Raw genomic sequence first — 12,609 nt, forward strand, 5'->3', positions numbered from 1 at the left:
TCGCGTTAATTATAGATGTCGAATGCCCTTGACTAACCCCTGACAAACACCAGCCAGAAAATCCAAATCCAAAGTCTCAATCCTATCACTTTCTCGATGATAATGCGGATTTCGCATATTAGCAGTATCAGTCACCATGATAGCCGGATAACCATTATCCCAAAAAGGAACATGATCGCTGCGGCGAGTATCCGGCACAATTAAACCTCGATTCGGCACCGGCAGCCACTCGCAGGGCTGACCCGATTTGCGAATTTGGCCACTCAAATTTATCAAATCTGGAACCGTCCGCAAAGTGCCAATTAAAGCAATAAAATTACCACTATTAGGATAAAAATATTTTAAGCCAGCGGGGTAGCTTTGAGAATTAGGATTATGGTTGCAATAACCCAACATTTCCAAAGAAATCATTAACCGGATTGACTCTTGCTGTTGCTTGTATTTAGCTGCATGATGACTGCTTCCCAAATAACCGTATTCTTCCATATCGAAAGCGACTAATTGCACTGGATATTTGAGCGGCCCAGATGCGATATCCCTTGCGAGTTCCAGCAAAACAGCAACACCAGTAGCATTATCATCCGCCCCAGGTGATCCGGGTACAGTATCGTAATGAGCACCAATTACGATCGGTGGCAACCGCTTCTTAATCTGCTTTTCAATACCCAGATTGTCTTGCTTCCCCCCGTTAGCAAGGGGTGATTCTTCTTGCTTCCCCCCGTTAGCAAGGGGTGATTCTTCTTGCTTCCCCCCCTTAGCAAGGGGGGGACTGAGGGGGGGTAAATCCAAAATCAAATTGTGATGAATTCGCCCGCGAACCGCAAAATCGTCAATTTCTACAGTTCCCCACTGTGCCAACTGTTCGCGGATGTATTGCTGAGCATAAAAATGCCCTTGGGATGCGAGGTATGGGTTGCGATCGCGTACAATTTGAATCAGATGGCTGTGCAGGCGTTCCTTGAGATCCATGCGATCGGAAATACAATGAGTACATTAAGATTATATGGGATTAAATTATGATTGGAGAAGTCAGAATCGAAAATTATAAGTCCATTCAAAAGCTGAAGCTAGAATTAGGACGAGTAACTGTTTTGATCGGTGAAAATGGCTGCGGCAAGAGCAATATCCTAGAGGCGATCGCCCTTGCTTCTGCGGCGGCTGATGACAAGCTGGATAACGAGTTTTTAGCTTCTCGGGGCATCAGAGTTACAGAACCTCAATTTATGCGATCGGCTTTTGAAATTGACAATTTGATTAAAGATATCAAAATTGAGTTAAGAGGGAATGAGGTACAACCATTCAGTTGTATTTTACAAAATGATAATTCTCCCTATTCTCAGTGGGTTAGGAAAAATTTTTTGGGTGATATTGAAACCTTTCTAAAAACTGCTGTTAAGAGTGTTGTTGACAAATACGGTGGGGAAGAAAAACTCCGCTCTATTTTATTACAAGAAGAAAAAATTTTTTCACAACAAGAACTCTCAAGATTGGCAAAAGAGTTGCAATCATTTTCGCTGATAATTTCCCTCAATAAATTTATAATTTATTCTCCTGAAAACCAAGCCTTAAGAACTTTTGAAAAAGAAGGTCAAATTCAACCATTAGGCATAAATGGAGAAGGTTTGTTTAAAATTTTAAAATTTTTGAGTTCAGATAACCAGCAGCAGCTTAATGAAATTAAAAAAAAGCTGCAACTGATAGATTGGTTTCAAGATTTTGAAGCTCCTCCAAATTTATCAAATATTCAAATGTCTCTCCAATTTAAAGATAAATACTTAGACCAAGATTTAACTTACTTTGACCAAAGAAGTTCTAATGAAGGCTTTTTATTTTTGCTTTTTTACTTCGCTTTATTTATTAGCGATATCACACCTAAATTTTTTGCAATTGATAACATTGACGCTTCCCTCAACCCCAGATTATGTCGCAGATTAATGCAAGAATTAGTCGAATTAGCAAAAAAACACGACAAACAAGTTATATTCACAACCCACAACCCGGCTGTTTTGGACGGTTTAGATTTAGATGATGAGGAACAGCGGCTGTTTGTGATCTACCGCAACCAATTAGGGCATACTAAAGCTAGACGCATTCTCAAACCTGAACCTCTAGAGGGACAAGAACCTGTAAAATTATCCGAGGCTTTTTTGAGGGGCTATATCGGAGGGCTTCCTAAGAATTTTTAATATGATTAGTTTTGGATTAATTACTGAGGGATTGACTGACCAGATTGTGATTGAAAATATTTTAGCAGGATATTTCAATAATCCCGATCTAGATATTAGACCGCTTCAACCAGAAAGAGATAAAAAAGATGAAAACAAATTTAAAGGTTATGGTAGTTGGAGTCAAGTTTTTGCTTATTGCCGTTTAAAAGATTTTCAAGAAGCGTTTCAATTTAATGACTATATAATTATCCAAATAGATACTGATGTTTCAGAAGAGCATGGTTATGATATCCCACAGCGAGATGAAAATGGCGAATTCACTCCTAAAGAGTTGATTGAAAAAGTTATCGAAAAGTTTAAAGAGGAAATAATTGGCGAATATTTCTACAGTCAATGTCAACAGCGAATCATATGGGCTATATCAGTACACTCTATTGAGTGTTGGTTGCTGCCACTGTATTATAAAGACAACAAAAAGTCTAAATTCAAAAAGTGTTTAGAAACCTTAAATAAGGAGCTTGTAAAGAAACATGATTTTACAATTGACGCCAAAAAGCCTGAATATTATCGGGAGATTTCCAAACAATATAGCAAGCATAAGGATTTGATGGCTTGTTACCAACACAATCCCAGTTTGACAAGTTTTGTAGTAGAGATTGAAAGCAAGAAAATTGTTATTCCTTTAGAAGACGAGTGGTAAATTTAGGCAATTTTGCCTAAACTTTTCCACCTGCTACACTTCTGATTCCAATTCGCTAACCCGCAACTGCACGGGTAACTCTACAGAATTCAACTCAGATGACTCTAACAATCCTGTTGCTTCACCTTCTGCACTCGCTTCGCCGTGCCGCACTTTTCGCAATTTCTCACCCAAAGTATCCCGCTGATTAATCAAATAAATACTAACCAAAGTCAGCCCAACTCCCATAGATTGCAGCGGATTGAGGACTTCGCCCAAGAACAAATTGCCGAATAGCAAAGCAAATACGGGCGTAAGAAAGGTAAGAGAACTTAAACTGGTTAGACTGCCGGTAGAAGCAAAATAAAAGAATAAACCGTAGGCGATCGCACTTCCGAACACAGTAGAATAACCTAACGCCATCCAGCCGGAAAAATCGATATTCACAAACTGTTCGGACTCAGTTGCAGCCGAAATTGCCAACAGCGGCAAACCGCCCAAAATCATGTGCCAACCAGTCGCCACCACCGGGTCAACATAGCGGCAAACCCAGCGCACCAAAACCGTACCCACAGCCATCGACAAAGCAGCCAACAGCATCAACCATTCTCCACCCTGAAACAACTGTTCGATACCCCCAGAAACCTGCCTGTTTTCAGGATGAAAAAGCCCCAAAATCCAGCCATCGGGCAACCCGATCAAACTGATGCCCGCAACGCCAATAACTAATCCCAACCAGCCCCAAAAACCAATTTTTTCTTGAAACAGCCACAAACACAAAATCGCCACAGCTAGCGGCTGAGAATCAATCATCACCGAACCCAAGCCGGCACCGGTTCTCGCCAAACCTTCGGCTAAAAAGCCTTGAAATAAAGTAGCGTCAACCAAAGCAAACAGGGAAATCCACAGCCAAGCTTTCCAACCCTGCGGCTGCGGTTTTCCCATGAATGCGGCCGCCAGCAGCACCAACGCACCGGCAGGTATCAAACGCACGACAGCCACAAACAGCGGCGTTGTGTGCGGCATCACCCCCTTCATCGCTACCATCGCGGTTCCCCACAGGAAAAACGGCGCAATTAGCAACAACGGGGCAAAAGGCAATTTTGAATCGGTAAGTTTTAACTGCATGGCGGAGACTCCAAATAATTGATGAGAGTGGCTCTCAGGAGAATGATGTAGATTTGTTAAGCAATTTTTACAATTATATATCGCTGTTGAGTTAAATGCGATCGCACCAACCTCGGCAATTATGAACAGGCAAGATGCCTGTTCCACAACAAAATCAAGGTGCAACAGGCATCCGGCCTGTTGTGGCAATTATGAACAGGCAAGATGCCTGTTCCACAATCAAGAATTTTCTTGTGCAACACGCACCTTGCCTGTTGCGAACACAAGCACAGCATCTACCCCGATGAATAAGGCACACTATAAGAAGTTAGCTACAAAAATCCGTAACATTGTCTGTACACTGCCCATGATTTGGCCATTCAAGCCCCGCTACCGCAAACAAATCGCCCGTATCGAAATCACCGGAGCCATTGCCGGAGAAACCCGTAAACGAGTGCTAGAAGCTCTCAAAACCGTTGAAGAACGTAAATTTCCCGCCTTGCTGCTGCGGATAGACAGCCCCGGCGGCACTGTGGGCGATTCTCAGGAAATTTACAGCGCGCTCAAGCGTTTGCGCGAAAAAGTCAAAATAGTCGCCAGTTTCGGCAATATTTCAGCTTCTGGCGGAGTTTACATCGGCATGGGAGCCGAGCATATCATTGCTAATCCCGGTACAATTACCGGTAGCATTGGCGTGATTATCCGGGGTAACAATCTAGAACGGCTGTTAGAAAAAGTAGGCGTTTCTTTTCAGGTGATTAAATCGGGGCCGTATAAAGATATCTTGGCATTCGATCGAGAATTGACCGATCCTGAACAGCAAATTCTGCAAGACTTGATCGACACCAGCTACCAGCAATTCGTGGAAACCGTTGCTGAAGCCCGGAACTTGGCTGTTGAGAAAGTGAAAAGTTTTGCCGACGGTCGGGTTTTCACCGGGCAGCAAGCCTTAGAATTGGGTTTGGTCGATCGACTGGGAACAGAAGAGGACGCTCGCCGCCTTGCCGCCGAACTCGCAGGCCTCGACCCGGAAAAAACCGAGTCTTGCACGCTAGAAAAACAAAAACCTTTCCTAAATCGCGTCTTGGGGAGTAGTCTGGATATATCTAGGCTTTCAGCTTACAATAATTTGCTGGAATTCGAGCTTTCTACTAGCGGTTTGCCGCTGTGGATGTATCGCCCGTGATTAAATAAATTAGTCATTGGTCAGGAGTCAGTAGTCATTAGTTACCCCCTGGATGATTGGGCGATTGAAATGTGTTGACCTCAAACTCCAATGTGGCGCTTCGCCCGTCATAAGCGCTTCGCGCTGGCTTCGCCTACGAGTTCGAGGTCAAACTACACAAACCAAGTCCACTCAAGCGGGGACTAAGAAATAAAGTGGGTATTTAAACCTAATTTAGTATGACTGATGACTAATAACAAATGACTAATGACTAATGACTAATAACAAAAATATGGAGGAAATTTGCGTGGAGTGGCAAGTGCGGGGTATTCGTGGGGCAACTACTGCTAGCGAGAATTCGGTGGCAGCAATTCGAGAAGCGGTGAGAGAATTGTTAGATGAATTAGAAGCAAAAAATGATATTAATCCAGAATTAATTATTAGTGCTACGTTTTCTGCTACTCGCGATTTAGATGCTGTGTTTCCGGCCGCGATCGCCCGCGAACGTCCTCACTGGTCTAATGTTCCTTTGTTGGACGTACAGCAAATGCACGTTGAGGGTGCTTTGGAACGCTGCATTCGGTTTTTAATTCACGTCAATTGGCCGGCACATACTGAAATTTATCATCCTTATTTGCGGGGAGCTCAAAATTTGCGCCCCGATAGGAATTTAGCGGTGGCGGTGGCTGGGGAAAAATAATAGATTCACTTTGGGCTTGATTTAAAAGTTAACTCACCATTACAGGTGGGTTTATTTTTTACGGGACTTGATACAGTTCAAAACCTGCCCTGGGGATATATGGTTAAAAGCTTTTATTATAAAAAAAACCCGGTTTCTTTGAGAAGCCGGGTTTTTTGTCAATTAGACGCTTTCTTGTGATGCAGCCTAATCCCTAAAAAGATGTCATATATAAAATTCCAAAAGTCCTTTTTCCCTTCCAATATTCCCAAACTTTGAGGGGAACCTTTCTCATCCAACAGCGGCTTCACAGCCTCATAAGCAGGCTTGTAATTGTACCAAGGAATGGAAGGCCACAAGTGATGGATCAGATGATAATTCTGCCCCAAAATCAAGATATTTAGAATAGGACTAGGATATACTCTGGCATTTTTCCAACGATCGCGATCGTGAAACGGACGGTGCGGCAAATAATCAAAAAATAACCCCAACGCCAATCCCACCACCATAGCCGGAGAAAACCAAAAATTCAGCACGTAACCTAAATGGTCGTACTGAATCGAGATATACACGATCGCGATCACAAACAAACGGCTGAGAAACCATTCCAATAATTCGTATTTCCGCCACAGTTTGCGCTTAAAAAAGAAAATCTCGTGGTAAAAAAACCTCGCAGCAATCAACCACAAAGGCCCGCCGGTCGAAACATAATGGTCTGGATCGTTATCTGGGTCATTAACGTGGGCGTGATGCTGCATATGTACCCGCGTAAACACCGGGAAAGCAAAACCCAACATCAGCGCGCTACCGTGTCCCAAAATAGCGTTAACTGTGCGATCGCGATGGGCCGCATTGTGAGACGCATCGTGAATCACAGTTCCAGCCATGTGCAAAGCCAACACGTTCAGCGTAAAACAGCACCACTGCGGCCATCCCCAACACCAGAAACCCAAGTTAGAAATCACGAGAATCGCTACTGCACTCAAAAATAGCAGCAGTGTCGGATTGAAGTCACCGGGAGGACTCAGAAACTCTTTCGGCACTGTCAGCGGCCGTCCTGCCTCCGACATCTTTGTTAAGACTCCTTAATATTTCACACTTGCGTAGTATAAGATACAAGCCAGACAATAGTAAAGTTTTGTCAGGAACCTCAGCCTAAAGGCATGAAAGAACAGAGTCCGATCGCCAGACACTAGCGTCTGCACAAACAGCAAAGTATTGCTGTTGTACAAGGATACCAGTCCTAAATTAGCCAAAAGATCTCAGCAGAAGAAACAAAATCAATGGGTATATCTGTATGTATGTCAAGCCTGAGAGCGGAAAAATTTGCAAAAAAGGGCGATCCCCAAGAAAAAATTACCGATCGGTAAAAAGTCAGATATTCTATATATTGTTCAATACCTGCTTTTTTTTTGACGACTATCAAAATTTTTAAGACTTGAGACTAGCGTCATTGCTTGTAGTGCAAAGATGAAACGTTAGCCGAAATTTAAACAAGAAATCCACCTGCCTCCCGAGAACACCGCTGATGCAATTGCCAAAAGCCCTACGCCGGACTAAAATCGTCGCCACCATTGGCCCAGCAACTTCGGACCCACAAGTGCTGCGCCAGCTCATAGAAGCCGGTGCCACAACTTTGCGACTCAACTTTTCCCACGGAACAGAAGAAGACCACCAGCGCAGCATTCGCTTAATCCGGCAAACATCCTTTGAACTCAACCAGCCGGTTGCCATCCTCCAAGACCTCCAAGGCCCGAAGATTCGTTTAGGGCGCTTTGAGACAGGCTCTATAGTTGTCAAAAACGGCGATCCTTTCATTCTCACCAGCCGTCAGGTTCCAGGTACCGAACTCATTTCTTCCGTCACCTACGACCCCCTAGCAGACGAAGTTCCAGAAGGAGCAGTGATTCTGCTCGACGACGGCAAAGTGGAAATGCTGGTCGAAAAAGTAGACCGCGCTGCGCGGGAATTATACTGCCGCGTCGTCGTCGGGGGGCCGCTTTCCAACAACAAAGGCGTGAATTTTCCGGGAGTTTACCTCTCAATTAAAGCGCTGACTGATAAAGACCGCAAAGATTTAATGTTCGGCCTCGACCAAGGTGTCGATTGGGTAGCCCTGAGCTTTGTGCGAAATCCCCAAGATGTGCTCGAAATTAAAGAGCTGATTGCCAGTGCGGGCAAGCAAGTACCGGTGATTGCCAAGATCGAAAAGCACGAGGCGATCGAACAAATGGAGGAAATTCTCACCCTTTGCAACGGCGTGATGGTCGCCCGCGGCGATTTGGGAGTGGAACTGCCCGCCGAAGACGTGCCGATTTTGCAAAAGCGGCTGATTGCTACCTCCAACCGCCTGGGTATTCCGGTAATTACCGCTACCCAGATGCTCGACAGCATGGTCAACAATCCCCGTCCCACCCGCGCCGAGATTTCCGACGTGGCCAACGCGATTCTTGACGGAACTGATGCCGTGATGCTCTCGAATGAAACTGCTGTCGGCAAGTTCCCCGTCGAAGCGGTGGCGACGATGGCGAGAATTGCGGTGCGGATGGAGAAGGAAGGAATTAAGCGGAATATTAGGAATGTAGAAGATATTGGTCGATCGATCCCCAACGGAATCAGCCAAGCAGTCAGCCAAATCTCCGAACAATTGAACGCGGCAGCCATCATGACGCTAACCAAAACCGGCGCCACAGCCCGAAATGTCTCGAAGTTCCGACCCAAAACTCCGATTTTGGCAGTTACTCCTCACGTAGACGTAGCCAGACAACTGCAATTAGTATGGGGAGTAAAACCCTTGCTGGTGCTGGATTTGCCCTCCACCGGCCAGACATTTCACTCTGCCATGACTGTCGCCCAGGAAAAAGAGTTAGTGTGCGACGGAGATTTAGTGGTGATGACCGCCGGTACTCTGCAAGGGGTTGCCGGATCGACGGATTTGATCAAAGTTGAGGTAGTGACAGCAGTTTTAGGCAAAGGCACCGGTGTCGGTTTGGGATCGGTGAGTGGCATGGCCAGAGTTGCTCGCACTGCTGCGGATGTAGGCAATTTCCACCCGGGAGAAATTTTGGTAGTGGAACACACCAGCGTCGCTTTTGTGGAGATGATTCGGAAAGCAGCAGGTGTGGTGACGGAGGAGGACAGTTTGACTTCTCACGCGGCGATTATCGGTTTGCGCTTGGGCGTGCCGGTGATGGTGGGCGTAAAGAATGCCACGCGGGTAATTCGGGACGGAACTATGCTGACGCTCGATATGCAGCGGGGTTTGGTTTATTCCGGGGCCAGAGGCGGCTCAACTGACGCGGAAGTGACCGTTTAACTGTTGGTGACCTAGGAGTTGTGGAGTTTTGAATTAAATTCTACAACTCCTTGCTTTTTTCGCTTAGGTTGTGCTAAAATTCAAAATTGTCTGTGCCGATGTAGCTCAGGGGTAGAGTATTCGATTCGTAATCGAACGGTCGTGGGTTCAAATCCCACCATCGGCTTTGGGTTTCAGCGATTTTTGTCTATGCTTTAGTCTACAACTGAGCTCAAAACGCAGTTTAACTGCTCAAAAATGCTCTCGGCAAAGTAGCCGAGAGCATTTTTATTTGCCCTAAATCCTTGTGTGGTAGATAGGGTGAATTTTTTAAATCAACAGTTAAACCTGAGTTCGTGAAAATGGCGATCGTCATGAACCGAGTTAATCACCTGGCAGTAACAAGTTCGAGCCACAAAATGCGTGAATGGCGATCGCGTGCATCAGCCAATCATGGCGCCAAAAATAGGGTAAAATTGCGATCGAAGCGTCACACTCTTTTGAACATTCAGCAGCCCATGCAAAAAGCATCTGAGATGAGAGTAGAAAACTTAGATTATCTCGGCTTAGTAGCAAGTCTAATTGATCGCCTAGGAATCTTCCCAAAAATCGGTAGTCCTGCATAGTCAGTATAATTAGGGGTTTTATTTTATAGATAAACTGGCGTTATACTCATGAATAAAATACCAAATATATCCAATGTGATTGGAGAGTATTTTAGAGAATTAAAGACTTTTTTTGACCCTACGAGATATTCTTTGTCTCATCGTATTATTAAATCTTTCTACAGAGTTTTTCAGACCCGTATCCTTTTCTACTAATCTGTGTCTTTTTTGAGGAAAAAGTATCCCATAAGCACGCCAAAAGTCTGTAGAACTTACAGCGTATTGACTATAGACTGCAAGCAATGCTGTGTCCTTACGGGAAGCTTTTTTAGATTGGTATTAGTTCCGATCGCACAATTTCCACTGCAAAAACGCGAGCAAACTCAGCGACAAGGATCGATCGCACTCGATCGACCTCAATTCCCGGGATAAACTGCTCTAAACTCCCAACAGGTCGATCGGGAATCCCGCAAGGTACAATTTGCCCAAAACCTGCGATATCCGGACAAACATTTAAGGCAAAACCGTGCATCGTAATCCAGCGGCTGACTTTAATGCCGATCGCACCTACTTTGCACCCATCTACCCAAACCCCAGTCATACCGGGAACCCGCGAACCCTTCAACCCGCAAACTTCCAGCACCCTCAGCAGCACTTCCTCCAACTGCCGCAAATACCAGTGCAAATCTTGTTGGTGGCGCCGCAAATTTAAAATCGGATAGCCCACCAATTGGCCCGGACAGTGGTAAGTCACCTCGCCGCCCCGCTCAACTCGGTGCAGTTCCGCGCCAGTTTGACTTGGGTCAAATTTCAGAAATTCCAACTTTGCTCCCATTCCCAAAGTGTAAACCGGCGGATGTTCCAGCAAAATCAGGACATCTGGCAAATCAGGCGTGTCGCGGCGTTCTTGCACGAGTTTTTGCTGGATTTCCCAAGCTTGGGAGTAGGACACAAGTCCCCAATCGAGGAGCAAGCAGGGTTGTGCATTTAGCTGTTGAGGGGTGAGAGGGGAAATCATGCAAAAAATCAATAGTGTTTTGACGGAATATTGGCGCAGTTTAAATCAAGAATTGTCAACATATAATAAAAGATTTGGAAGATAAGTGTTTTCCAGAATACATAGTGCTACTGTATAAAATATACCCACGTTACAGAAGGGAGGGAGCTCTATGAAGCTTGTTATCCAGGGTAAGAATATAGAAATCACCGATGCGATTCGCGAGTACGTCAATCAAAAGCTTGAAAAGGCAGTTAGCCATTTTCAAACTTTGACTACGGAAGTGGACATACATCTATCGGTGGCTCGTAACCCCAGGATCAATCCTAAGCAGACTGCTGAGGTGACAATTTATGCTAACGGCAGCGTGATTCGGGCTGAAGAAAGCACGGAAAGCCTTTATGCTAGCATCGATTTGGTTGCCGACAAGATAGCTCGTCAACTGCGGAAATTTAAGGAAAAACGCCACGACAACAAGACCCAAAGTAGTGCCAAAACGGTTACGGTAGTTGATGAACATCCTGTAGTAGCGGATCTGATTGGCGATCGAACTCCCGAACTTCCTGCTGAGGTGGTGCGAACTAAGTATTTTGCCATGCCTCCAATGACTGTGCAAGAAGCTTTGGAACAATTGCAGATTATCGATCACGATTTCTATATGTTCCGTAATGCGGAAACAGGCGAAATTAACGTGCTCTACGAACGCAAGAGTCACAGCGGCTATGGAGTTATCCAACCCCGCCACAGCAACGGTAACGGCAATAGCAAAAATGGCAAAACTGCCGAAAGCGCTACATCTGAAAAATCGAGTGTTGCGAAAAGCTAGATAATTGCTGAGTGCTAATTGTTAATGGCTGCAAGCCGTTAGCAAAAAAGGACTAAAGTCCTTACTACGAACCACGAGTTTTTAGTAAGGACTTTAGTCCTTTCTTGGTTTTTTAGAGAATCAGGACTGAGGTGTTCACTACGAACAAGTGGTAAAATCTGTCTTTACCAGCTAGCTGTATCTCGCGACTAAATCTTTCGCTGCTTGTCGGTGTTTTTCTACCAAACTCGGCGGGGAAAGCACTTGGGGGCTATCAATATATCTTTGCACCCACAGACTGAATTTGTTCAGGGAGCGATGGGGCAAATCTATCTGATAATTAACATACAGCAGCTTGCCAAAACTGTCCCTGGGCCCTTCCTTAATTTTTTGTCGCGGGTGTCGCCGATCTCCCTCTAGACTCCTTGCGCTGTCTGGGGTGTAGAATGGAGGTGAAACTAATTGAATGGAATGTATGCGGAAGTTAGTTTTCTCAGATACAGAAATGTTTTATCGTGAGCTAAAGACAGCCTTGGAGCAAAGTGAGCAAGTTGAAGTTATTACAGACTACGAGCGATATTCAGACCTTCCAGAGAAGTTAAAAACCATTTTTGAGTTACACAAGAACAAATCGGGAGAGTGGGTAAATATAGCTACAGGCGCATTCATCCCTTATTCTGCTGGGGTTACTACAATTAACTACTCTGCCCTCTATATTTTTGCTGGTGCTGGTGCAGGTGCTATTCTGGGATTTATAGTTGGTGGCCCTGTTGGAGCAGCAGTTGGCGGTGGTATCGGAGCCATAGTTGGAACTGTTGCTGTTGTGACATCAAGCGGAAGGCATCATGTAGATATAGAAATTGATGCGAATCGTAAACTCCGGCTTAAGATTAGCCCAATCCATTGAACAATGCGACACTCCCCACTCGCTGGGGAAACTAATTGAATGGGAAGTTTGTTAACTCTGGGGTCAAGTTTGATAATCTGTCTTGGTGCTCCCCACTCGCTGGGGAAACTAATTGAATGGAAACTGACCTGCATCGGCGCAAGGGTCGCACCAAATTTGTTGGCCCAACTCCCCACTCGCTGGCGAAACTAATTGAATGGAA

Annotated in this window: 12 protein-coding genes, 1 tRNA gene and 1 pseudogene; 9 read left to right on the forward strand and 5 right to left on the reverse strand. The window is 45.0% G+C overall.

Annotation, left to right across the window (positions count from 1 at the left end; all coding sequences use genetic code 11):
* Positions 1-9: 9 nt before the first annotated feature.
* A complete protein-coding gene (locus QUA62_RS21145; RefSeq protein ID WP_333406439.1) occupies positions 10-969 on the reverse strand; it encodes a M28 family peptidase in 960 nt (319 codons plus the stop codon).
* Between the two features lie 47 nt (positions 970-1,016).
* Here QUA62_RS21145 and QUA62_RS21150 point away from each other — a divergent pair, with 47 nt between their 5' ends.
* Together QUA62_RS21150 and QUA62_RS21155 are read left to right on the forward strand one after the other, a co-directional pair.
* Complete coding sequence (locus QUA62_RS21150) at positions 1,017-2,186, forward strand: AAA family ATPase (protein ID WP_333406442.1); 1,170 nt, start codon at positions 1,017-1,019, stop codon at positions 2,184-2,186.
* 1 nt (position 2,187) lies between these two features.
* Positions 2,188-2,868 (forward strand): phage tail protein, encoded by a 681-nt coding sequence (locus QUA62_RS21155; RefSeq protein WP_333406444.1) that lies wholly within the window; start codon positions 2,188-2,190, stop codon positions 2,866-2,868.
* A 33-nt stretch (positions 2,869-2,901) separates the two neighbouring features.
* Here QUA62_RS21155 and QUA62_RS21160 read toward each other — a convergent pair whose 3' ends face one another.
* Complete coding sequence (locus QUA62_RS21160; RefSeq protein ID WP_333406446.1) at positions 2,902-3,975, reverse strand: DMT family transporter; 1,074 nt, start codon at positions 3,973-3,975, stop codon at positions 2,902-2,904.
* Positions 3,976-4,321: 346 nt separating this feature from the next.
* On the opposite strand from QUA62_RS21160, the gene sppA reads away from it, so the two are divergent.
* Together sppA and aroH are read left to right on the forward strand one after the other, a co-directional pair.
* Positions 4,322-5,140, forward strand: a complete 819-nt coding sequence (gene sppA / locus QUA62_RS21165) for a signal peptide peptidase SppA (protein ID WP_333406448.1) — start codon at positions 4,322-4,324, stop codon at positions 5,138-5,140.
* Positions 5,141-5,393: 253 nt separating this feature from the next.
* Positions 5,394-5,819: a chorismate mutase gene (gene aroH / locus QUA62_RS21170; RefSeq protein WP_445301696.1), complete on the forward strand. Its 426-nt coding sequence runs from the start codon at positions 5,394-5,396 to the stop codon at positions 5,817-5,819.
* A 158-nt stretch (positions 5,820-5,977) separates the two neighbouring features.
* On the opposite strand, the gene crtR is transcribed toward aroH, so the two are convergent.
* Complete coding sequence (gene crtR, locus QUA62_RS21175; RefSeq protein WP_333284366.1) at positions 5,978-6,868, reverse strand: beta-carotene hydroxylase; 891 nt, start codon at positions 6,866-6,868, stop codon at positions 5,978-5,980.
* A 458-nt stretch (positions 6,869-7,326) separates the two neighbouring features.
* Here crtR and pyk point away from each other — a divergent pair, with 458 nt between their 5' ends.
* From pyk to QUA62_RS21190, 3 genes are all read left to right on the forward strand, one after another.
* Positions 7,327-9,114 (forward strand): pyruvate kinase, encoded by a 1,788-nt coding sequence (gene pyk, locus QUA62_RS21180; RefSeq protein ID WP_333406450.1) that lies wholly within the window; start codon positions 7,327-7,329, stop codon positions 9,112-9,114.
* A gap of 94 nt (positions 9,115-9,208) precedes the next feature.
* Positions 9,209-9,280 (forward strand) — tRNA-Thr (locus QUA62_RS21185).
* A gap of 187 nt (positions 9,281-9,467) precedes the next feature.
* Positions 9,468-9,719, forward strand: coding sequence for a hypothetical protein (locus QUA62_RS21190; RefSeq protein WP_333406452.1), 252 nt, complete (start codon positions 9,468-9,470; stop codon positions 9,717-9,719).
* A gap of 18 nt (positions 9,720-9,737) precedes the next feature.
* Here the strand turns inward: QUA62_RS21190 and QUA62_RS21195 are convergent.
* A pseudogene (locus QUA62_RS21195) lies at positions 9,738-10,004 on the reverse strand (IS1 family transposase); the annotation flags it as partial.
* 22 nt (positions 10,005-10,026) lie between these two features.
* Positions 10,027-10,716 carry a lipoyl(octanoyl) transferase LipB gene (gene lipB, locus QUA62_RS21200; RefSeq protein ID WP_333406454.1) on the reverse strand — a complete coding sequence of 230 codons (690 nt, stop codon included), beginning with the start codon at positions 10,714-10,716 and terminating at the stop codon, positions 10,027-10,029.
* A gap of 151 nt (positions 10,717-10,867) precedes the next feature.
* Here lipB and hpf point away from each other — a divergent pair, with 151 nt between their 5' ends.
* Both hpf and QUA62_RS21210 read left to right on the forward strand, forming a co-directional pair.
* Positions 10,868-11,521, forward strand: coding sequence for a ribosome hibernation-promoting factor, HPF/YfiA family (gene hpf, locus QUA62_RS21205; protein ID WP_006634350.1), 654 nt, complete (start codon positions 10,868-10,870; stop codon positions 11,519-11,521).
* A gap of 445 nt (positions 11,522-11,966) precedes the next feature.
* Positions 11,967-12,407: a hypothetical protein gene (locus QUA62_RS21210; RefSeq protein WP_138921060.1), complete on the forward strand. Its 441-nt coding sequence runs from the start codon at positions 11,967-11,969 to the stop codon at positions 12,405-12,407.
* Positions 12,408-12,609 lie beyond the last annotated feature (202 nt).

The sequence above is a fragment of the Microcoleus sp. MON1_C1 genome (genome assembly GCF_036701945.1).
Classification (GTDB): Bacteria; Cyanobacteriota; Cyanobacteriia; order Cyanobacteriales; family Microcoleaceae; genus Microcoleus.

What these genes read in the sequence shown, in the direction of transcription:
- QUA62_RS21145 (WP_333406439.1), bottom strand. Translation starts at nt 969, where the DNA reads ATGGATCTCAAGGAACGCCTGCACAGCCATCTGATTCAAATTGTACGC.
- QUA62_RS21150 (WP_333406442.1), top strand. Translation starts at nt 1,017, where the DNA reads ATGATTGGAGAAGTCAGAATCGAAAATTATAAGTCCATTCAAAAGCTG.
- QUA62_RS21155 (WP_333406444.1), top strand. Translation starts at nt 2,188, where the DNA reads ATGATTAGTTTTGGATTAATTACTGAGGGATTGACTGACCAGATTGTG.
- QUA62_RS21160 (WP_333406446.1), bottom strand. Translation starts at nt 3,975, where the DNA reads ATGCAGTTAAAACTTACCGATTCAAAATTGCCTTTTGCCCCGTTGTTG.
- sppA (WP_333406448.1), top strand. Translation starts at nt 4,322, where the DNA reads ATGATTTGGCCATTCAAGCCCCGCTACCGCAAACAAATCGCCCGTATC.
- aroH (WP_445301696.1), top strand. Translation starts at nt 5,394, where the DNA reads ATGACTAATAACAAAAATATGGAGGAAATTTGCGTGGAGTGGCAAGTG.
- crtR (WP_333284366.1), bottom strand. Translation starts at nt 6,868, where the DNA reads ATGTCGGAGGCAGGACGGCCGCTGACAGTGCCGAAAGAGTTTCTGAGT.
- pyk (WP_333406450.1), top strand. Translation starts at nt 7,327, where the DNA reads ATGCAATTGCCAAAAGCCCTACGCCGGACTAAAATCGTCGCCACCATT.
- QUA62_RS21190 (WP_333406452.1), top strand. Translation starts at nt 9,468, where the DNA reads ATGAACCGAGTTAATCACCTGGCAGTAACAAGTTCGAGCCACAAAATG.
- lipB (WP_333406454.1), bottom strand. Translation starts at nt 10,716, where the DNA reads ATGATTTCCCCTCTCACCCCTCAACAGCTAAATGCACAACCCTGCTTG.
- hpf (WP_006634350.1), top strand. Translation starts at nt 10,868, where the DNA reads ATGAAGCTTGTTATCCAGGGTAAGAATATAGAAATCACCGATGCGATT.
- QUA62_RS21210 (WP_138921060.1), top strand. Translation starts at nt 11,967, where the DNA reads ATGGAATGTATGCGGAAGTTAGTTTTCTCAGATACAGAAATGTTTTAT.